The 20,205-nt window shown below is 56.1% G+C and carries 11 protein-coding genes; 6 read left to right on the top strand and 5 right to left on the bottom strand.

The annotated features are described in order from the left end of the window. Positions 1 to 14: 14 nt before the first annotated feature. The 3 genes from Pla52o_RS17600 to Pla52o_RS17590 form a co-directional block, all read right to left on the bottom strand. Positions 15 to 284, bottom strand: a complete 270-nt coding sequence (locus tag Pla52o_RS17600) for a WXG100 family type VII secretion target (protein ID WP_146595922.1) — start codon at positions 282 to 284, stop codon at positions 15 to 17. Between the two features lie 66 nt (positions 285 to 350). After that, a complete protein-coding gene (locus tag Pla52o_RS17595; RefSeq protein WP_231612447.1) occupies positions 351 to 1,280 on the bottom strand; it encodes a tetratricopeptide repeat protein in 930 nt (309 codons plus the stop codon). A 207-nt stretch (positions 1,281 to 1,487) separates the two neighbouring features. Next, positions 1,488 to 2,306 carry a sugar phosphate isomerase/epimerase family protein gene (locus Pla52o_RS17590; RefSeq protein WP_146595921.1) on the bottom strand — a complete coding sequence of 273 codons (819 nt, stop codon included), beginning with the start codon at positions 2,304 to 2,306 and terminating at the stop codon, positions 1,488 to 1,490. Positions 2,307 to 3,726: 1,420 nt separating this feature from the next. Here Pla52o_RS17590 and Pla52o_RS17585 point away from each other — a divergent pair. Then, complete coding sequence (locus Pla52o_RS17585) at positions 3,727 to 6,819, top strand: vitamin B12-dependent ribonucleotide reductase (RefSeq protein WP_146595920.1); 3,093 nt, start codon at positions 3,727 to 3,729, stop codon at positions 6,817 to 6,819. A 119-nt stretch (positions 6,820 to 6,938) separates the two neighbouring features. On the opposite strand, the gene Pla52o_RS17580 is transcribed toward Pla52o_RS17585, so the two are convergent. After that, positions 6,939 to 8,213 carry a dienelactone hydrolase family protein gene (locus tag Pla52o_RS17580; RefSeq protein WP_146595919.1) on the bottom strand — a complete coding sequence of 425 codons (1,275 nt, stop codon included), beginning with the start codon at positions 8,211 to 8,213 and terminating at the stop codon, positions 6,939 to 6,941. A 337-nt stretch (positions 8,214 to 8,550) separates the two neighbouring features. On the opposite strand from Pla52o_RS17580, the gene Pla52o_RS17575 reads away from it, so the two are divergent. Continuing rightward, on the top strand, positions 8,551 to 10,416 hold the full coding sequence (locus tag Pla52o_RS17575; protein ID WP_231612446.1) for a C45 family autoproteolytic acyltransferase/hydolase: 1,866 nt from the start codon (positions 8,551 to 8,553) through the stop codon (positions 10,414 to 10,416). 46 nt (positions 10,417 to 10,462) lie between these two features. Here the strand turns inward: Pla52o_RS17575 and Pla52o_RS17570 are convergent, their stop codons facing one another. Then, the gene (locus tag Pla52o_RS17570) at positions 10,463 to 13,387 is read right to left on the bottom strand and encodes a discoidin domain-containing protein (RefSeq protein WP_197169315.1); all 2,925 of its coding nucleotides are present in this window, start codon (positions 13,385 to 13,387) and stop codon (positions 10,463 to 10,465) included. A 465-nt stretch (positions 13,388 to 13,852) separates the two neighbouring features. Here Pla52o_RS17570 and Pla52o_RS17565 point away from each other — a divergent pair, with 465 nt between their 5' ends. The 4 genes from Pla52o_RS17565 (at position 13,853) to Pla52o_RS17550 (ending at position 20,093) form a co-directional block, all read left to right on the top strand. After that, positions 13,853 to 16,990 (top strand): DUF1553 domain-containing protein, encoded by a 3,138-nt coding sequence (locus Pla52o_RS17565; protein ID WP_231612445.1) that lies wholly within the window; start codon positions 13,853 to 13,855, stop codon positions 16,988 to 16,990. A 118-nt stretch (positions 16,991 to 17,108) separates the two neighbouring features. Then, entirely contained in the window at positions 17,109 to 18,521 is a 1,413-nt protein-coding gene (locus Pla52o_RS17560; protein WP_146595916.1) for a DUF1501 domain-containing protein, read from the top strand. 146 nt (positions 18,522 to 18,667) lie between these two features. Further along, positions 18,668 to 19,906, top strand: coding sequence for a hypothetical protein (locus tag Pla52o_RS17555; protein ID WP_231612444.1), 1,239 nt, complete (start codon positions 18,668 to 18,670; stop codon positions 19,904 to 19,906). After that, positions 19,893 to 20,093 (top strand): hypothetical protein, encoded by a 201-nt coding sequence (locus tag Pla52o_RS17550; RefSeq protein ID WP_146595915.1) that lies wholly within the window; start codon positions 19,893 to 19,895, stop codon positions 20,091 to 20,093. The genes Pla52o_RS17555 and Pla52o_RS17550 overlap by 14 nt, the downstream gene beginning before the upstream one ends. Positions 20,094 to 20,205 lie beyond the last annotated feature (112 nt).

Below are 20,205 nucleotides of genomic sequence, written 5' to 3'. Positions count from 1 at the left end.
ACGAAAACCGACCGTTAGCGTCCGAGGTACGCATCAATCTGTTCGGCTTTTCGCATCAGGTAGGGGACGTGTGCTTCGGTGGATTGAATCAGTCGCGAGAGTTGACGCATTTGTGTCGTGAACTCCTCGGCAAATTTGCGTTGCTGTTCATCGCGCCATGTTTGTTCGAGTTGGTTCATCTGGGCTGCTAACCCAGTGGACCGCTGTTTTAGCTCTTCGGAAAATCGATGCAGATGGGCGGCAAATTGCCGTAATTGTTCGGGGTCGACGACGGCTTGGTTCATGACGGTTGGCCTTCCAAGAAAACGTGGCGGCGATCACCGCCACGGGGGAGCTGTGATCGGAATGGGTTAAACGCGTTTCATCTTTGCCGCTGTGGTCGACTTGGCTATCTCGGCTTCGACCATCGCCAAGTGGCGTTGGTAGTGCTCCGACAGCAACTCGATGCCAAGCCGTTGTGCCGTTTCACACAACAACCTTAGCGCTGCTAACCGCGTTTGCAACGGCGCCACCACGGCGCGACGCAGCCCCGCAGCCCGCAACGATGCCATCGCTTGGACATCATGACCAAGGCTAAGTAAACACTTTCCACGCAACAAATAAGCTTGCGGTGAAAACTCGTCGTTCTTCACCAACGCGTCCAGCTCGCTGATCGCTTTGTCTTGCTGTTCCGTATCGATGTAGGCTTCCGCCAAAACGAGTCGTAAATGTTCAAGCGACGGGTCTCGCTTGAGCCGGGCCTCGCAAACCTCGATGCGTCGATACGCCCAATCTTCTCGACTTCGCTTTAACTCGCGTTCGACCTCGCTTGTTTTCAGCCGGGCTGCCAAATCACTGACCTCGCGATACTGCTGTAACGATCTGGCTAGTTTCGCTTCCTCTAAATCCCACAACAACGAAGCATTGTCGGGGAAGATCCGTAGTGCTTCGGTCAAGACTCGCTTGGCTTCCTGAGGTCGATCCTCCTGGCGGTAGATCGAGGCCAATTCGCGAAACGCTTCTTGATCGGTGGGAGACGACTTTAGATGCACTTCGAGCTCTTGGCGACGTTGACGAATCAGCTTGGGATTGTCATCGAGCTGATGTGACTCGCGTTCGGTAGGTGCGTTCTTGCGCAGCAATTCCTCAGGACGTACCGGGCGCCAATGGCCACCTTCCATTGGATTGGTCGGTGGGGGATTGGCGGGTTGGCCTGACGAGGAGGAGACACCCGAGGAGGAGCTCTTTTCCGACGGCTTCCTGACGCGGTTCAGATCGGATGACTCATCTGAATTTGGCATGCCGATCCGCACCTAACAGACGAGGGGATGAAGCAATGAAAACTGCGTCTATTGTGAACGATCGGGCGGCCAAGAGCAACTTAGTCGTCGGAATCGATGTTGCTCTATCCAAGCGAGCGGCGAGCGCTTCGGAGGAAGCGGCGAACGTGCCGAGTCGTTCTCGGTCGCTCGCCCCCCCCCCACATTCGGCCACTGCCTACCACAGGGTTATGCTTGGGCAGCCAGCATGTTTTGCATGCTTTCGTTCAGCAAACGTTCGGCGCCGGGCGAGTAATCAAACACTTCCACGCTAATCCAACCGTCGTAGTTGACTTCGTCCAACGCGGTGAAAATCGGGCGGAAATCGACGTCACCCATCCCCGGCCCCAGCAGATTCGGATCGTTCGCGTGGAAATGTAGCATCCAATCGGCGTTGTCCCGAATGACCTGAGGGATCGGATCGGGCTCCGTACTCATCGCTTTGACATCCAAGTGCAATCCGACCTGCGAACTGCCGATCATTGCTTGCAATTGCCTCGCCTGGGCGGCCGTGTTCAAAAAATTGCCCTCTTGAGGGCCCAGCGGTTCGAGTGCGATTTGAACGTGATGTTCCTCGAGGGCTGCGACGCATCCCGAAATCACTTCGGCCGCGTTTTGCATCGCTTGGTCCATCGATTGACCTTCCGTCAAATTGCGCTGCGCCGGTGACCCCAGCACCATCAATGGCCCTCCTAAGTCGCTGCACAATTGAATCAGTTCGCAAAAGTAATCCGTCGTGCGTTTGCGAGTCTCGGCATCCAGCGTGGTGAGATGCAAGCCTTCGGTTTTGGCCAACAACCAATGCAATCCGACGATCTCCAGTCCCGCGCTTGTCACGGTGTCGCGATAATCTTCGCGTTGGCTTTTACTAAACGTACGAATGTCGTCGGAGAGCATGAACGGTGCTACTTCCCAGCCCGTGTAACCCGCCTCTTTCGCGAATTTCACAGCACGCTCTAGCGGCCATTGTTGAAACGTTTCATTGCAAATTGCGTAGCGTCGTGACATTGAATTGAATTCCTAAGGTTCCTCACCGAGCGAGTTCCTTCGCCTGAGAACTCGCTGCGATTGCGTGATCGATGTGCGATAGCGTGTTGGATGATGTCGAGGGCGATCTTGACGGATAAAACTTTGCCGCAGTGCGAGCTACATCGCTCGTCTGAATCTGGGATTCCCACCGCCGGACGACATTGCGTCGCCTCCAGTCGCCTCGCCTGCGATTTGCTTGCGATCCCCCAGGGGCGATTGCAAGGCGCATCGTGGTAAAGGCAAGGACTCGCCATCCAAGGGGGTATCTTGCCCTTTTTCTTGACGATCCGATACCCCGGCGGTGTTCAACTCGGGCGACGTTCCATCGCTGTACGCACCCGCATAGCTTGTAAACCCCTCGTCCCCAGGCTGACTCACCCGCGAACCTCGTGCGACGTTCCCACTGCGAATGAGGGTGCAAGTTGTAGCGGAAGTCGTCACGACGTTCGATGTTGAACTGGGTAGGACAATCCTCTCACGCACGTTTCGCTCCCTTTGAATTAAGCGGTAACGCTGCATTAGCCCAGCGGTCCTCCGTCGAGCATCCCCTGATGCTTGGGGAGAAAGAGAATGACGTTTGCCCGCTAAGTGGCTAACCCACTCGATTTTTTTTGCGGATTGCTTCCATTTATTTCGCTTTCCTGGGTGGGGACTTGGTATTTCCGCAGGGGGGCTGGTTGGAGGGGGCCGGAAGATGGGCGAACTGGGGATGCGATCGGCGAGTCAAGACGAGTGTTACCGTCTGGTTTACCACCACGGAGGGGCTTTGGCGGCGAATCGACTCGGGGGCGTATGGCTCGATCCCAGGAAGGTGATCTTTTGTTCGGTGGGGGTGGTTTTTACCCCATCGTTGATTTGGAGAGCGACGTAAGCTGCGCATCTCCCTTGGACCTCCTGTCTTTGCTAATCTTTTTTACACAATCCAACAAGATTTTTAGGTCATCCTTTGTCAAGCGAGCAACGTTCTCTAAACCTTAATCAGCACACAACTTAGGGATTAATGGTTGCTTGATTTTCGTTTGCGTTGGATGTCGCTGGAGTGAATCTAAGTCGAGCATCAATAACGAGTTAGCGATTTCGTAGGATTCGGTTTGACACCCAGCACGCAATGCCTAAGATTCGCCAGTCGCCCATATGTAGTGTGGTTGAGCCGGAATCAGCACTACGGGTAGTGATGGCATTAGCGTTTAGAGAAACGCAGCGTTTTGGATCGGAGAGTCGGGTTCCACCGGATGTGCTCCCCAATGGACGTGAAAAAAGCACCACACGTACAGCGACCACGGCAACACATTTCTTATACCAGTTTGGTGAGTACCCGACGTTTTCGCGAGGATCGCGAGCTTTGTCTTGACGATCGGTACAAGCCCCACGGACGAAACACACTAGGAGTCTCAAAGCGATGGCATCGGTTCTATCGGAACGTACCCACGAAAGTTCACCCTCGGCTGACAATGATCCCGCACTGCGACGTGTTAACGAGCAGCATGGCGTTGAATATGCGCAAAGCAAGTTTGGCAAAAAGCTTCGTTCGCGAAACAACGGTAATGGTTCGGCCGGTTTAAAAATTGACACCGTCTTTTGTCCCGACGATGGGCAAACTCCATTCGCGACGACGCGTTGGGAATTGCGCAGCGCGACGATCAAAGACGAAAGCGGCAGCGCATTGTTCGAACAGAACGACTGCGAAGTGCCGGCCAGTTGGAGCCAATTGGCGACCAACGTGGTGGTTTCAAAGTATTTCTACGGCGACCCCAAGAACCCAGGGGAACGCGAGCGAAGCGTTCGTCAATTGGTCCACCGCGTCACTCGTACGATTGCCGATTGGGGACTTGAAGACGGCTACTTTGATTCCGCGGAAGATGGCGAGCGATTCTATCGCGATTTGACCTGGTTGTGCTTGCATCAGCACGGTGCGTTCAACAGCCCCGTTTGGTTCAACGTCGGGTTGCACGCTCAATATGGTGTGGTGGGCTCGAAGTGCAACTGGCACTGGAACGAAGCGTCTCAGGACACTGCACAACCGGATAACCCGTATGAGTACCCGCAAGGCTCGGCGTGTTTCATCCAATCGGTCAACGACAATATGGAAGACATCATGCGGCTCGCGTGCAGCGAGGCGATGTTGTTCAAGTTCGGTAGCGGGACCGGCACTGACCTTTCGACCATCCGTTCGCAACGCGAAAAACTCTCTGGCGGCGGAACGCCTTCGGGCCCCTTGTCGTTCATGCGTGTCTACGATTCAATCGCTGGCGTCGTCAAAAGCGGTGGCAAAACACGCCGCGCTGCGAAGATGCAATCGTTGAAGGTTTGGCATCCCGATGTGCTCGAATTTGTCGAGTGCAAATGGAACGAAGAGAAGAAGGCTCACGCGCTGATTCGCGAAGGTTATGAGTCCAATTTCAATGGCGAAGCGTACGGCAGCGTTTGTTTCCAAAACGCGAACCTTTCGGTTCGTGTTACCGACGATTTCATGGAAACCGTTCGTGACAACGGACGTTGGCAAACGCGTTGGATCAGCGACAAAGTCAAAGAGGCGGCACCGGAGTACGACGCTCGCGAGTTGTTGAACAAGATGGCCGAGTGTGCTTGGCATTGTGGCGACCCCGGCGTTCAGTACGACACGACAATCAACAAGTGGCACACCTGTCCGAACAGTGGGGCGATTAACGCTAGTAATCCGTGCTCGGAGTACATGTTCCTCGACGATACCGCGTGCAACCTCGCTTCGATCAACTTGATGAAGTTTGTCAGCAAGACCGACGGCACCTTCAACGTCGAACGTTTCCGTGCGGCATCGCGATTGTTCTTCATCGCTCAAGAAATCTTGGTCGACCACGCCAGCTATCCGACCGAGCCGATCGCTCGCAATAGCCACAAGTATCGTCCCTTGGGGCTCGGCTACTCGAACCTGGGCAGCGTCGTGATGACGTCCGGACTCGCCTACGACTCCGACGCAGCGCGGGGCTTGTGCGGTTCGTTGACCGCACTACTGCACGGCGAAGCGAACCGGACCAGTGCTGAAATTGCGTCGGTCGTTGGTCCCTTCGATGGTTATGTCAACAACGCAGAGCCGATGCTCAACGTGATGCAAATGCACCGCGACGCTTGTGAGCAAATTCACGATGATGGCCCTGCGGAGCTTAAGGTCGCCGCACGCGAATTGTGGGATGAAGTGCTGAAGATCGGCAACAAATACGGCTTCCGCAACGCTCAAGCCACCGTGCTTGCTCCGACCGGCACGATCAGCTTCATGATGGATTGCGACACCACTGGAATCGAGCCTGACATCGCGTTGGTGAAATACAAGCAGCTCGCCGGAGGCGGGATGCTCAAGATCGTCAACCAAACCGTTCGTCTAGGTCTGCAAAAACTCGGTTATGACGAAGCTCAGGTCGAAGGCGTGTTGGCGTACGTTGACGAGAACGACACGATCGAAGGGGCTCCCGATCTCGATCCCGAACACTTGAAGGTCTTCGATTGTGCGTTCAAACCCAATAACGGTGTTCGCAGCATCGCGTGGCAAGCTCACGTCACCATGATGGCGGCGGCTCAGCCGTTCCTCTCCGGTGCGATCAGCAAGACGGTCAACATGCCCACCGACGTGACGGCCAAGGACATTGCCGACGCTTATTTCTGGGGTTGGGAACTTGGGCTCAAGGCCATTGCAATCTACCGCGACGGTAGCAAGCAATCGCAACCGCTCAATACAAAGAAGAGCGAGGGCAAGGAAGCGGCGGCAGCAGCACCAGGGGTGACCAAGACGATTGAAAAGGTTGTCTTCAAGCCACGTCGCGAACGTTTGCCCGACACGCGCCAAAGCTTGACCCACAAGTTCAGCATCGCGGGGCATGAAGGCTACTTGTGCGTCGGTTTGTATCCCGATGGACGTCCTGGTGAAATGTTCATCACGATGGCCAAAGAGGGATCGACGATCGGCGGCATCATGGACAGCTTCGGCACCGCGCTTTCAATCGCACTTCAATATGGCGTACCGTTGGAGGTGTTGGTCAACAAGTTTAGCCACACCCGTTTCGAACCGATGGGGATGACGAGCAACAAAGACATCCGCATTGCTAAGAGTGTGGTCGACTACATCGCGCGTTGGTTGGGGCTGACGTTCATGAGTGGCCATAGCGATTATTCCCCGTCCGCCGCAAATGCCGACGCGGGGGATAAAACCAACGCCGGCAACGGACCCGTGGTCGCTTCACCCAATCGTGTGACGCAAGAATTGAAGGAAGATGCCGGGGCCGCAGTCGCCCTCGCCGAGCGTGCTACGTTCTTGGCCAGTCTGCAAGATTCGGCAACCGGCAACGGTGGCAGCCAGGGCAATGGCCATTCGCAAACTGAAACCTCGCCAGCTTCGCAAGAACAGCAGTTTGCCCGTTTCCAGATTGACGCGCCATCGTGTGACAATTGTGGATCGATCACCGTTCGCAACGGCAATTGTTACCTCTGTCACAACTGTGGAAATAGCATGGGATGTAGCTAGTTCGCTGCTCTCCCCTCCCCCTCCGATTTGTGGGTGAGGAGTCTCAACGACGCTGGCCGCGGGAATCTTCCTGCGGCCAGCGTTTTTTTTGCCTCGAACCGTTTACTACAAAACGTTTACTACAAAACGTTGTCCAAGAAATCGAGGAAGTGGTTCCAATCGGATTGCTCGAGTCCGTGACCTCCACTGCGAATGTGGTAGCCGGTTTGGCCCGCAATCCGCGGTTGATTGATCGCTGGCATTGCTTGCTCGTGGATCGATTCTTTGCCGAGCAGCTTGAACACGGGCGCTGCTGCGACGAGCGAGCCGTATTCGCCACGAGGGTCTGCCCACAGATCCTCATCCGCGCTGGCCACATAGACTGCCCGAGGTGCCACCAACGCGATCGCTTCGTGTTGGTCGACGGGCAGTTCCGACTCACGTCCGGCGTAGGCTGTAAAATTGGCACAGAACCAATGGGGAAACGCCGTCGTGATTCGTTTGACGGTTTCACCGTAGGTTCGCCGTGAGAGTGCCGCACCGCCGCAGCCCGAGTTGTTGCTGTACGCGGCCGCGAATCGCGAGTCTTCCGCCGCACTCCAAAGCGCGGCCTTGCCGCCACGCGAATGTCCCACCACGGCGATACGAGTCGCATCGACGCTGGGCACGGTCGCTAAGTAGTCCAGTACACGGCTGGCCCCCCATCCCCACGCGGACAGACTACGCCACGCATCGTCGGCAGGGGCTTGGCCGTCGGCGAAAAAGGAGCGGATGCCGTCGGCGTATCCGTTTTTGTTATCGGGATCGACGTCGGAGGTGTAAAACGTCGCCGCGGCGTAGCCTCGCTGCAGCATCGTTTTCACGGGCCAGAACGGATCCGCCTCTGCTACCGCTTTTTCCAGCGGAATCACATAGCGGTTGTTGATTGCAATCACCGCAGGGGTTTTCCCAGACGTGTGATTCGGCGTGAAAACAACGAAGGGGAACTCGAAGCTTCGATTCTCGATCGTCACGATGGCCTTCATGCTTCGTCCCGTCGCGAGCCCATCGAAGGCATCCTTCAACTCCGCGGTCGTTTCAAATTGCACTTCGTATTTTGTCTCGGGACGGCGACCATAGACTTGGTCGCGGAAGAGTTCGAGGACTTCGCCGCGACGTTGGTTCATCCATTGTTCGCCCGTTTCTACCTTCGTTGAGTCGTTCATTGTCAACGGATCGGGAAGTTCGTAGGCGGGGACCTTGGACTCGTCATAGTTGAATTCATTTTGGGCACTCAGTTTCTTGACGCGTTGCGGGTTTGCCGACCATGGGGCCGACTCTTGGCCAAATCCGGCAACGGTGCAAAACAGAGTGCATATCACTGCAAACGCGCAAGAGATCGCGGCGGCACGACGAGTATTCGTCAACATGTTCATCAAGGGAGACTCTTGGAGATGGGAGGGTAGAAGGCGAGTGACGTGGCCACCTAGTCTACTCACGTTTTTTGCTGCAATCGCCCCCCGAAGATAGCCGGTCGACCTCGGGCAGCGAAAAAGCGAAGCGGTTCGCCTTGCCCCAACGGTGACAGCGCGTCGCTCCGGTCTCCGCGGGGAGTTTTTTTTTGGGAATCGCATCCCCCGCGAGCGTGGTGTACACTGTGTCCGGTTTTCAATCGCGGTCGCACGTTACACTGGCGGCCGTTGTACCGGCGATCGGGACATCGCGTTGATGTCCGTCTCGTCCCAAATTTCCCAAACCCCCCGTCGACTCAGAATGAATGCTTTTCTTGTGCGTGCGGTTGCTTGCATGCTGTTGTGTATCACCGTGGCACCGGTTCAGGCGGAAGTGAACGCCCAACCCCTGGCCCAAAACTTGCAGCCCATCCTGTCTTGTTTTTCAGGACAAGCGAAGGCCTTTTCCGCCACTGCCGAGATTGACGTGTTCGTCGATGGCAAGATCCAACACGTCGATGGGCGGTTGGTCCGCTACGATGCTCAGTCGTTTGATTTCGATTTGATCCACAGCGACTACAGCGTTCAGATTCGCCGTCGCGCGGACGCAACTGCCTTGGCGTTGCCGAATCACAAAACCGTCTTTATCGGCGCTGGCGATGTCGACTCGGCAGACCAATTGTCGCCGCTGGGAATGACGGACCGGTTGATCGGATCCGGTTCCATGGTGAGCACCTATGTACCGATGCTTCAGCAAGCCGACGCATCGGTGGTTGCCCAAATGTTAACGGGCATGTTGAAGATGAATTTCGATGCCCCGTCGCAACAATGGGCGATTGGCGATGACGTTACCCTGCAATTTCTCGACCAGGGCAAACGGCTCGACGTGAAGGTCCGTGATCAACATCGCGTACAGCTAACGATCCAAGAGGGGCTGCCGGTCGCGCAAGGCGTGGACGATTGGCCTGGGTTTGAAGCGGTTGCGGTAGAGCGACGTGAGCTAGAGCAGACCCTGGCACGCGGAGTTCGCCGTGGGGTGGAGATTGCCGCTCCATCGCGTCTCTTGACTTCACCGCTGCAAAAGCCTCGTACGGTGGCGAATGGCGAATTGCGCTGGATCGACGGGCATCGCGTCGCGTTGCTCAAAGGCACTCCCGAGGAAGTCGGGTTCGCTCACGGCCGCCTACTCGCGGAAGAATCACGACGCTGCATTGACTCGGTCCTCTACACCTTTGGCACGGTCAACACGATTCGTTCGGGGAAATGGTTTCGCTACGAGCTCGATGCCGCTTACAAACGACTTGCTCCGCATATCCCCGAAGATCACAAACGCGAGACCCTTGCGTTTGCCAAGGCGATGAATCTCGAGCCGCGGACGGCGCACGCCATCAACGTCTTTCCCGAACTGTTCCACTGTTCCGGATTTGCCGTGTTTGGCAACGCGACCAAGGATGGCAAACTCTATCACGGTCGCGTTTTGGATTACATGACGACGATCGGGTTGCAAGATGCGGCCACCACCTTCATCGTGGCCATCGATGGCAAGCATGCGTTTGGGAATATTGGCTACGCCGGATTCATCGGCAGCGTCAGCGGCATGAACGACCAAGCCATTTCGCTTGGCGAGATGGGCGGCGGTGGCGAAGGGTTGTGGGATGGCGTCCCGATGGCAACGTTGATGCGGCGCGCACTCGAGGAATGTACGACGTTGGACGAAGTGATGGATTTGTGGAAAAACAATCCGCGGACCTGCGAGTACTACTATGTATTTGCCGACGGCAAAACCAATCGAGCTGTCGGTGTGGCTGCGGTCCCCGAGTCGGTGGAGTTCATCATGCCGGGACAAACGCATGAGCGGCTCGGCGAAGGGATTGCCGATGCGGTCGTGTTGTCCTCGGGAAGTCGTCTGGAAAAACTGCGTGAACGAGTACAACAGCGTTACGGCGAGATCGATGTGGAGGGGGCAAAATGGTTGATGAGCCGACCGGTCGCGATGTCATCGAATCTGCACAACGTGTTGTTCGTGCCCGAAGACGGTGTCTTTTACGTTGCCAATGCCACGCATAACGAAATCGCCGCGAATCGCCCCTACGTCAAAATTGATTTGACGTCGCTGCTTCGCGAAGTCAGGGCTGAAACCCCCGCCATCGAACGCTCGGCCGCCACGACGAGTGCAGCAGCCCAATAAGTGCGTGGCCGATTCTTGAATCGCCGGTGGCGTCATCCACCGGCGGCTACTCGTACGTGAACGTCACCGATGCCGTCGTATCGGTATCGCTGATCGCTCGCACCCAATAGGCGCTGAAGCCCTCTGGGAAATCGTGCTCGATGGGCTCGTTCGCCTTCAACGCGAACGCTTGATAGGGCATCCACATGCCGGTGCCATCGACGTCGACCTCGATGCGAATCGTCGTGTCGGTGTGGGCGAGCATCGCAACTCGCTTTCGATCGTAGGCGGTCATCAGGTACCGATCGGAGGGCTGATCACGCTTCACCGCCGTGTTCTTCCACGGTCCGCCGACGCCGCGTGGTTTGCCAAGTTTCCAAAGATCATCAACGACACCTGCCCAGACGGCGACACGTCCATCGGCACTGCGGAAGATGTTTTTGCTGCGGGTGTTGCCATCTATCCCCGTGAACAACAACAAACCGTTGTGAGAGCAAAAATCGTGAATGCTCAATCCGTGAGTTGCGATGGGGCGCATTTTGGCTAGCCCCTGAGCGTTTCGAGCGGGCAGTTCATAAAACGTGCCATGCAAATTCAATAAGTCACGTTCGGTTGCCACTTCGCGACAAACCCGCGCGATCCCAAACCCATTCGGAGGTTGCGTGATGTCCAATTTTCGATCAAACAACGCGACTTCGTAGACACGCATGAAACCGCTTGTCTTCGCAACGATTCGTACCCGTTGGGCGGTGATCGGTGACTGCAACGCGATCTCCCGTTCAATCAACCGGTTCTCGCGAATCTCGCCCCCCGGAATCGTTTTCCAATCTTGGCCGTCGTGAAATTGGACATCAAAGTTGGCGGTGACATACTGTGGATTGTTTAACCAGCCCGTGACGACCCAAATGCTTTGGAATGTTTTGGGCGACTTCAGATCGAGTTCGATCCAGTGGTTGCCCGAGGCCTCGCTGATCCAACGTGACTCGTCCGACACAATCCCATCGACCGCACGATCAGCCGCATAGCCTTGCAACGTCGAGCTGACCGTCACCGTCGCGTTTTTTGCAAGGCTTTCCGGCATGTATTCGGCCAAGGACTTGCCCGCTTTTGGGGCGGGTGCGGCCGGGAGTTCATAGCCATCTCGTTTAGGGATTCGGTAGCGTTCGCCTGCTTCGATCACAACCACGGAGGCTTCGTCTACCGTGATCGATCCGCGAGGTTGCTGGACGGCGGCAACCAGTGTTCTCGCTGCATCGGGGTTGGCAACGGGAACAATTTCCATCGCTTGATTCATTTCATAATAGGCGACGTCGTCTCCGCTGGAATCCGCCGATGCGGCAATGCCAAGCTTGTCATACGCGAGACTACGCATCAGCCCGTAGCTGGCCGGAGCCGTAGTGGGAGTGGCGATTCCGGCGAATTGGGCGTCGTTTTGCGAGTTGCGTTGATCACGATTGCGATACTGGAAATTCGCTGTCACTCCGCGGGCAGCTGCAACGCTGACCAAGCGGATCCAGGCCCCCGACTCCTCGGCGGTAAACAGATGCGACACCGCTTGACCCGGTGGCACCGTGATCGTGCGCAGGGATTCCCAATGGTCGTTTCCTTGACGGTCGACTTCGAGTTGGAAGCTCACGCTGTGGTCGGATCCGTGGCGGAGGTGTAATTGTCGATAGTCGTAGCCGGAAAACAGATAAGGGTCGCTGATCTGACTTGGCTTGGTGTCCTCACGCAACCAAACATTGCCGCGTCCGATTGCGGGGCCAAGTTGATCGAGGCGACTCGGATCCACGAACCACAGATTGGAATTGGACTGTACCGCCGCGGCGTGCTTGGCTTTGAAGGAACGCGTATTGAGGAATTCGGAGTTCGCCGAGTCATCGCACCCCAGCACGATCCGATCTTGCCAACGGCAGAAGTCGCCGACGACCTTCAAGTAATTCGAACGCGGTGAGATGCCTGCGGAATTGGATCGCGAAAACCCAGCGGGAAATCGCCAAAAGGTGCCGTGCATCGTCGCCAACAAATCGGTCTCGCCAATCTCGCGGATGCGCGGCCATTCGGTATTCCAACCATGCGCTCCGTCGTAGCTGTGGCTCGCTTTGGGCAAACGGTAGTATCGCCAAACGCCCTCTTCCAACAAACCAAGGACAAGCGAACGGGCGTCCCAACCGAGCGTCCAAATCGGGTCGGTTTGCGGATTTTCGCTGCCCATGATGCCTGCGGGGCCCGTGACTTCGGTGAACTGGTTGCGGCGAACCAATTCCCAATCGCCTTCGCCGAACCATTGCCCCAACGCTCCGGAGGCAACCGTGGGGTCGGCTTGCGCCTCAGGCCCCGCTTGCCCATTGTTGCTGTAAACGACGCGACCTTGACCCGAATACAACCCTTTGCCGTGATAGCCCGGCAATTCGCTCACGAGCCCGAGTTTCGGAGCGCCGCCGTTGCCGTCACGGATGTGGCATTCAACCTCCAATGTGTTGACGTCGACCGAATACAGTCCTTCTTCCATCGTGGCGTAATAAACCTTGTTCGCGGGGGCAACCAAGTGGCGTGCGTTGCCCGTCAATCGTCCGTACATCGAGGTCGGCGGAATGACGCGGATTTTTTTTTGATCGTCGATGAGGTAGGGGCCAATCAGCAGCTGATTCGACTCGCGATGGATCATGCGATTGGCAGGCGTTCCACCAACGCTGGCGGCAACGATTTTCTGCTGTAAATCGGGGGTGATTTGATAGAGCTTGTCGGTCGATCCCGCCGGTCGGTGGGGTGCGTACGTGATCGCCCAAAGCTCTCCCTGCCATGGCACGACCGCGCCCGTTCCGCACTCGTTTTCCTGGTTGTGCATCGTCAAATGCGGATACACGCCGGAGATTTGAAGCGGTGCTGGCGTGGGGGAACGTTGGCCTGAAACTTCGCCTACCAGGCCGATCAGACTCAACAGCACCGCGACAATGGGAAGAGTTCGATCGCGTCGGCTCATCTTCATCATGCATTCATTTTTTTGGGGGGGAAATGGAGATTGTTAGCACAGTTTAATCCAATCATTGCGCCGAAGCGGGGGCCAGATGTTCCCCACAGGACGAGCGTTATTGATCACCCAAAGCGTAAGCGAGGGAATCTCATTCTTGGCTCGTTCCCTCGCTCTCGTTCCCTCGCTAACGCGTCGAGTGATGATTTGCTGGGAAAGTCGCAATCACACAACCTTCAAGAGTCACGCGATGGGGTGATGCCAAAATGTGGATTCCACGGCGCTGACGCTGCCGTTGATCCGATAGCGGGGGGGACGCCAACCGGCGGGTAAGCACGAGATCGAGTGGTGACGGGCGTTGGGGCAAATCGGATTGAAATTCCCCCGCGGTCGCGATCGTGTATAATTGGAGGCGATTGAGCTCCGCGGCGATGGAGCTCGGCTCGATCTCTCCTGCCCGCCCCCCCTCCTAAAAACGGCCGTATCGTGCATCGCATTTCGCTTGCCCTCTTCGCCGGATTTCTATTTTGCGGACAAGCTGTTTGCCAGCAACTCTCTCGCGAAGAGCGTAATCTATTTGAAATCCACGTTCGGCCGACGCTGACTCAGCACTGTATCAAGTGCCATGGCGAGACGAAACAAGAAGGGGGACTGCAACTCACGACGCTTGAGCAGTTGCTCGAAGGCGGCGAATCGGGGCCCGCAATCGTGGTCGGCAATCCGGACGAAAGTTTGTTGGTGGAGGCGCTGCGGTACGAGTCGTTTGAAATGCCACCCGAAGAACCACTCCAAGACGAGCCGATCGCAGGTTTGGTAAAGTGGATTGCCGCCGGAGCTCCTTGGCCTGCGGATGTTACGATCGAACCACCGCCGACCATCAGCGAGCAAGACCGCGAGTGGTGGTGTTACCAACCGATTCGCGACCCCAAGCCACCCGCGACCGTGCGTGACGATTGGTGTCGTGGCGATTTGGATCGTTTCATTCTCACGCGTCTGGAAAGCGAAAACCTCGCTCCCTCTTTCGAAGCCGACCCGCTGACGCTGGTTCGCCGCGTCCATTTTGCGATCACGGGGTTACCACCCGATGAAGCGGCAATCAAAGCAGCCTCCTCCGCTGATTTTGATTACCAGGCGATGGTCGATCGCTTGTTGCAAAGTGAAGCGTACGGCGAGAGCCAAGCACGGCACTGGCTCGATCTTGTCCGGTATGCTGACTCGGATGGTTATCGCGCCGACCACGTACGCCCCCACGCTCATCTCTATCGCGACTACGTCATTCGGTCATTTAACGAAGACAAATCGTATGACCGCTTTATTCGTGAACAACTGGCCGGCGACGAAATCGATCCAGGTAATCGTGATGCCCACATCGCCACGATGTACCTGAGGCATTGGATCTACGAACACAATCAACGCGATGTCGAGACACAGTGGCATGAAATCTTAAACGACATCACCGAAACGACGAGCGACGTTTTTCTAGCGCAAGGATTGAAGTGTGCTCGATGCCACGACCATAAATTTGATCCTTTGTTGCAAAAGGACTTCTTTCGCATCAAGGCCTTCTTTGCTGCGTTTCAGCCCACTGAGGGGCATCCCGTCGCCGATGCGGAAACGCGACGCGTCTATCAAGCCGAGTATGCAAAATGGGAAGCTGCGACATCCGAGATTCGTGAGCGATTACGTGAAATCGAATATCCCGTGGCGATCCAACATGCGACTCGTGAGAAAGCGGATAAATTCATCGCGGAAATTAAGGCGATGATCCACAAGCAGCCGCACGAACGGACTCCCTATGAACACCAAATTGCCTCGCTCGCTGAGCGACAATTCGATCTGCCCTACGACAAGTTGTCAAAGTGGTTGAGTGAGGAACAAGAACAAGAGCGGCAAGCACTGCACAAAAAGTTGGCGGAGTTTGACGCGATCAAACCCGAACCACTTCCCGCCATTGATTTCGTCGCCAGCGATGTAGGGCCGGTCGCGCCCGAGACGTTCATTCCCGACGCGAGTGACAAAACGCCGATTGCTCCTGGCTTTATTACCTTGCTCGATGACGGGGACGCCGAGATTACGTCGCCGCCTGCGTCGCTTCGTTCGACAGGACGCCGCACCGCATTGGCCGATTGGATTGCCAGTCCCGAAAACCCGCTGACCGCTCGCGTGATCGTCAATCGTGTTTGGCAACAACACTTTGGCGTGGGATTGGTGGAGACGTCTAGCGATTTTGGACAACTAGGTGTTCCGCCAACGCACCCGTTGCTGTTGGACTGGCTCGCGTCGCGGTTCATTGAAGATGGCTGGAGTTTGAAAAAGCTGCATCGGCGCATCCTGCTGTCGGCCACCTATCGGCAAACGTCTCAGCGTCCGATCGACGAGGCGCTCAGTGCCGCCGATCCCCATAACGAATTGCTGTGGCGCATGAACCCGCGACGGTTATCCGGCGAAGAGATTACCGATGCGGTGCTGACCGCTAGCGGTGAATTGAATTCGGCGAAGCGAGCGATTTACAAAACGGTACGCCGCAATTCGCCTGATCCCCTGTTGGCTGCATTTGACGCACCCGATCGCATGCGTAGTGTGGGGAAACGGCATCGTACGACCACGTCGCCGCAAGCGTTGCTGCTCAGCAACGGCAGTTGGTCGCACGATCGTGCCACCGCCATCGTCCGACGCATTGCGAACCGTGGCGATGATGAGCTGCTGATCGCGAATGCCTACGAAGCCCTGTTCAGTCGCCAACCGAGCCAAGACGAAGTGCAGATGGCGTTGGAATTTCTCGAACACTACGCTGGGGAAACCCCCGAAGATCCAGGACCAAAAATCGAAACGTTGGTGTCGATGCCGAAGGTGGCCGGCCACGCCATTGATTTGAAGCCCGGCGGTCCGATGCGTGTGAGTCTGGCCACGTCAAAGGAACTTCCCGACGGCGACTTTACCGTCGAAGCGGTCGTCCTTTTGCGATCGCTCTACGAAAATGCCAATGTTCGCACCATCGTTGGCCATTGGAACGGCAACCGTACGGGGGCCGGATGGTCGTTGGGCGTCACGTCAGCTAAAAGCTCCTACAAACCACGCAACTTAATCCTGCAACTTGTCGGCAAAACTGCGACAGGCGAAGCCCTTCATTATGAAGTCGTCGCTTCGAATTTGAGGCCCGAATTAAATAAGCCGTATTACGTTGCCGCAAGCGTCAAGCTCGATGATACCTCGGAAAATGGCATCACCTTTTATCTAAAAGATCTGTCGGTGAAGGACGCCAAGCTACAGGTTGCTCATGCAAAGCATACCGTCACCAAAGGCATTCGTCCCAACAATGATCTGACGATTGGGGATCGCTTTGGTCAACATCAATGGGATGGATTGATCGACAGCATTCGTATCGAAGCCAAAGCACGCGATCTAACCAAGGTCGCGCAAGCGGATTCGGCCGAAGGATTGCCCAACTATGTGACGGATTGGCAGTTCGAAGATAAGGAATCGATTGGTTTCGATTCGTCCGGTCATCAACATCACGCGTCGACAAGCATCAACGAGTCCGACGTCGCTTCCCCCCGCACTCGTGCTCGCATCGCACTCGTGCACGCACTGCTCAATTCCAACGAGTTTATTTATATCGACTAGTCGTCGGGTGAAAATGGGGCGTTGATTGCTCCGCAATCAATACGGAACGATCAATGACTTGGCGTGATGATCGCGGAGCGATCCACGACGATCAAGCATCTCAAAAATGGAACAATCAATGACATCAACCTATTCGCGACGAGAAATGTTGTTGCAAAGTGGAACCGGATTCGGGGCACTGGCGCTGGCTGGCATGCTCGGGGGTGTCGGTTCCGCCGCAGAGTCGACGGCTGCACCGTCGCCGTTGATGTCCAAGCTGACGCATCACCCCGCACGGGCGAAGAGTGTGATCTTTTTGTTCATGGAGGGCGGCCCAAGTCATATCGATACGTTTGATCCAAAACCCGCGATCCAAAAATTGGCCGGCAAGCCATTGCCCGATAGTTTCGGCCGCGTCATTACGGCGATGGGGGAATTCGATTCACCGGTGTTGGAGTCCAAACGAACATGGAAACAGCATGGCGAAGGAGGGCTGTGGATCTCGGATTGGTTGCCGCACATGGCGACGCGAGCGGACGATTTGGCGGTGATTCGTTCGTGCTGGACCAACGGGATCAATCATTCCGGTGGCGTTTGTCAAATGAACACGGGAACTCAATTTGCGGGTCGCCCGTCCTTGGGCAGTTGGGTGACGTATGGGTTGGGGACGGAGAACCAGAATCTGCCTGCGTTTGTGGTGATGCAAGACAAAGGGACCGTGGTCAACGGGCCGCGGAACTGGGGCACCGGCTTCATGCCAGCGATTTACCAGGGCACGAAGATGCAAATCGAAGGCACTCCGTTTGCCAACTTGTCCGTGCCGAAACACGTTAATCCAAGACAACAGCGGACCGAGTTGGACTATCTAGCCGCGCTTAATCATCGGCACATGCAGACCCGCCGCGACAATAGTGAGCTCGAAGCACGGATTCGCAGCTACGAGTTGGCTTTTCAAATGCAAAGCCACGCGCCCGAAGCGGTCGATCTCTCGCAAGAAACGATGGAGACAAAATCGTTGTACGGAATGGACGATAAGGAGACGTCCGAGTTTGGGCGCAACTGTTTGCTGGCCCGGCGGATGGTTGAACGTGGAGTCCGATTCATTCAGCTGTACCACGGCGCGGGCAGCAAATGGGATGCACACAGCAAGATCGAGTCGAACCACACTAAAATGTGTCGTGGCATGGACAAACCGGTGGCGGGCTTGTTAACCGATTTGGCGCGGCGAGGACTGCTCGACGAAACCCTCGTCGTCTGGGGCGGTGAGTTCGGACGAACGCCGATGAGTGAAAAGGGGGACGGCCGAGACCATAACCCGACGGGATTCACGATGGTGATGGCGGGCGGCGGCGTCAAAGCAGGCCAAGCGTTCGGAGCAACCGATGAAGTGGGCTTGCATGCGGTAGAGGATCGAGTGCATGTGCATGATTTGCACAGCACCATTTTGTATTTGATGGGAGTCGATCATCGCAAGTTGATCTATTTAAACAAAGGTCGCCCCGAACGCATCGACGAGAACGAAGGCCACGTCTACAAGAAAGTGCTCGCGTAGCCGTCATGAGCGATGGGAGGGCTTGTGTTATAGTGCGTCGTTTCACAGCCCATCTCAACGGCATCGCTTCGTGGCGATGTCCCATTCGGATCGTTTGCAACGATTTTGGGAGTTGGCCTCGATGATCTCAGTGGATTGCCGTGCTTATGACCGACATCGAAATGGCAGAGCCCAAGCCGACTCACAGCCTGATCGAAATTGGTGTGATCGTTGCTGGCCCTCTCGATGTCATTGATTCCCAAGCGGCAAAGATCGCGGTGGAACAAACCGATGCCAGATTGTCGGAGCTCTTTCCGGCGTTCCGCTTTGATTTTTTTGAAATCAAACGCCCCGAGTTAACGGGGGCCAATCTCAGCGGCAATGGGCGCGTTGAACCGAGTTTGTTGCTGCAACAAGCGGTCGAGGCGCGTGATTCTCGCCACTGGGACTTTGCGTTTGTGTTGACCGCCGCAGAATTAGTCGGCAACTATTCACCGTATTGTTTTGCAGCGCTGAGTCGTCCACTCGATGCGGCCATTATTTCGATGTCATTGATTGATCCTCAAGCCCTGGGGATCGAGGTCAATCGCCAAGAACGGGTCGAACGTATTGCTCGTCGCCTGAGTCGGTTGATGCTACATAGCATTGGGCACCTCACTGGGTTGCCAAAGAGTGATCATCCCAACGATCTTTTATTTCATCCGCCTAACGCAGAGGCGCTCGATCTGATGGCGGGGATGGACCAGGACAGTCTGCATCGCCAACGCGTCGCGCTCGCAGAGATCGCCGATCAACGACTCGAGGAAGGTGCCGGGCGTGGTTTAACGTACCCGGTCTTTGCCCTCCGCGCCGCATGGATCAATCGCAAAGAAATTTGGCAAGCGATTTGGGCGGCCCGTCCCTGGGAATTTCCTAAACGACTCAGTCGATTGACGATCGCCTCGTTTTCGGCACTGGCGATCCTGTTCATGACTGCCGAGTCGTGGGACTTGGCGCTCGCTCAAGGGATACCTCAACTTGGGATGCTGTTGGTGGTGACGTTGTTGTCAACCACGGTTTACGTGGTCGCGCGACAACAATTGTTGGTCCGACGGGGTAAGCGGCGAAGCGAACAATCGGTCGTCACGACTGCCGCCGCATTTGGGATCGTGTTTGTCGGCATGGCGACCACTTGGTTGGCGTTATTCGGAGTCGGCGTGGTGCTCGCCCATTTCCTGTTCCCGAGCGATTTGATCGCAAGTTGGGCCTCGTCGAGAATTAGCGACGTTTACCAAATCGGTTGGGGCGATCGGCCCGTAATGGCCTTTTTTGCCGCTTCGCTGAGCCTGCTGATTGGCGCTCTTGGGGCTAGCTTTGAGTCACAGCACTACTTTAGACACATCATTTTTGTGGATGAAGAAATTTAGCATCGCTGGAAATCCGGTTCCGGTTGTCGTTCACTTCAGCGTTCTTGTCGCCTCCGTACGCGCCCCGCCGCTCGCTGACTTTTCGGATGGCCCAGAAAACGTCCATCGGTTTGGCGTGATCATTGCACTGAAAATGGCTGCGGGCACTAAGCAGGGAGGCAGGAATGATTGGGTGAAAACCCATTAGCCCCGCTTGAACCGGTTGAACCGTGGCTAACGCCAAAACGGCTAATCTACCGAAAGACTCCTGCCTACCTGCTTAACTCAAACGGCGTTTGATACGAAACGCAGTTCGAGTG

Source organism: Novipirellula galeiformis, assembly GCF_007860095.1.
In the GTDB taxonomy this organism is placed as follows: domain Bacteria; phylum Planctomycetota; class Planctomycetia; order Pirellulales; family Pirellulaceae; genus Novipirellula; species Novipirellula galeiformis.
Note: the sequence above shows the minus strand (reverse complement) of the source record. Positions and strands in the feature narration are given on the sequence as shown.